Here is a 1,999-nt window from a genome sequence, read left to right as displayed (position 1 = left end):
GCCCGGCCGAAGCCGGGTGCCGAGGTGTCGAGGGTGTTCGGGGTGGCCACCGGGTCCGCGGCGGAGAACGGCACCCGCCACAGCTGCCGCGGCGGCACGCCCGCGGTCAGCTTCCGCCAGAAGCGGTCGAAGAGCAGTGCGCCCTTGCTGCCCGCCCGCATCGTCCGGTCCCAGTCGCGGATCACCCGGCAGGCCGCCGCGACGTCAACGGCCTTTCCTGTACTGCTGGTTGCCGTGCCATTCGGCAGTGCCGCGCAGGCCCGTGCGGTGTCGGCAGCGGCCAGCGCGCCGGCCGGCGCCCGGTCGGCGAACTGCCGGCGCCGGAGGTCGCCCACGGTCAGCCCGCCGTGCGCCGCCATGGCCGAGACGTCCTCGATGGCGCCGCGGGTGCGCAGGGTGCGCGGGGTCGCCGTCGGGCCGAAGATCCGCGGAAAGCCGGTCAGCGGGTGGTCGGCGTTGGTCAGCCAGGCGCTGTCGTTCGAATTCTCCACGTAGGGCGCGTCCTTGAGTGTGGGCATCGCGGACGGCCCGAAGATGCCCGGCTGCACCGCGCCGGGATCGCGGCCGAGCGCGCAGCCGGTCCGTGAGCCGTCCAGGACGGCGAGTCCGGTGGCGGGGTAGGTGGCGCGCCCGAGCGCCGTGGAGCAGCGCCGCGCGAGGTCGTCGGTGATCCGCGGGAGGACCTGCGACTGGGTGTAGAGGGTGTGCCCGGCGGCGTCGGCGGCGACGGTGTTGGTCCAGGGGAGCCCCTGGGTGCGGCGCAGCGACCGGGCGATGCCGTCCACCCCGGTTGCCCTGCTGAAGCCGAGGGCGGTGTCCGGGGCCCGCAGATCGGCCGCGTTGGGGTCGTTGACCGCGTACGCCGTGGTGGCGGTCCATGGGAGCCGGAGCGGCCCGAGCGAGGTCAGCACCGGCCCGTAACGGGTCCACCACTGGGTGCGGGTGACGGCCGTTGCGCCCCTGACCGGGACGGTGACCGTCCGCCGCGTCATCCTTTCGGGGGCGCCGTCCACGAGATAGGCGGTCGGGTCGGACGGGTCCAGGGTGAGCTGATGCAGATTCATCGGCACCCCGGTGGCGACGGTGTGGCTCCAGGCGACCCGGGCGTTGTGCCCGATGGAGAGGGTCGCCGAGCCGAGCAGCGAGGCGCCGGACGCGTCGAGTTCGCCGGGGATGGTGACCTGCGACTCCCAGAAGCGCCGACCGCCGGCCCAGGGGTAGTGGGGATTGCCGAGCAGCAGCCCGCGCCCGTTCGCCGTCGTCGAGCCCCGGAACGCCACGGCGTTGGAGCCCATGTCGGAGCTGTCCTGGGAGAAGAAGGCCCGAAGTCCGCCGGTGTCGGGCGGGTTGGCGGTGCCACCGGTGGCGGGTGCGGGGCGCGGGGCGGGGGAGGCGGCGGGCGGCCGGGCGGCGGTGATGCCGTCCACCGCCTTGCCCTGGCCGCCGAGCACGGCCAGTGCGTAACTGCGCCGGGCCACGTCGAGGGTGCTCACCGGCCGTACCCACGGGCGGCCCGCGCACGCGGGATCGCGGACCCGGTGCTGCCGCAGCCAGGCGTTGTAGCCGGCGGCCCAGCCCCGCATCAGCTCCCTGACCTGTCCGCTCGGTCCGGCCGGTGCCGGGGTGCGCAGCAGCTTCTCCACCGTCCCGGCGCCGCGGACGCCCGCGAAGTAGAGATCGCTGGAGAGATTGCCGCTCGCCGATGACAGCGACTGATCGGGGGCCGCCGCCGCACCGAAGTAGCGCGAGCGCTCGCCGCGTACGGTCACGAAGCCGTCGGCCAGGGTGCACACCTGGTCGGCGGCCTGGGCCCAGCCCTCCCCGAACCCGAGGTCCGGGTAGTCCTTGGCGACGATGTGCGGAATGCCGTACTCGGTATAGCGGATGACGGCGGAGAGCCCGCCGGCCGACGGGTGCCGGGACCCGTCGGGCGCCTCCTCGTCCCAGGCATCCGGCTCACGGCCGTACGCGACATAGCCCAGCCGCTCGTACAGCGCGC

Annotated in this window: 1 protein-coding gene; it reads right to left on the bottom strand. The window is 74.7% G+C overall.

Going from position 1 to position 1,999, the window contains the following annotated elements; genetic code table 11:
* The coding region (locus IEZ17_RS22770) for a penicillin acylase family protein (RefSeq protein ID WP_373299905.1) at positions 1-1,982 on the bottom strand (1,982 nt) is incomplete at its 3' end.
* Between the last annotated feature and the right edge of the window lie 17 nt (positions 1,983-1,999).

Origin of the sequence: Streptomyces albospinus, assembly GCF_014648695.1 — a bacterium.
In the GTDB taxonomy this organism is placed as follows: domain Bacteria; phylum Actinomycetota; class Actinomycetes; order Streptomycetales; family Streptomycetaceae; genus Streptomyces; species Streptomyces albospinus.
The sequence above is the reverse complement of the archived record's forward strand: the minus strand, read 5'-3'. Positions and strand labels throughout refer to the sequence as shown.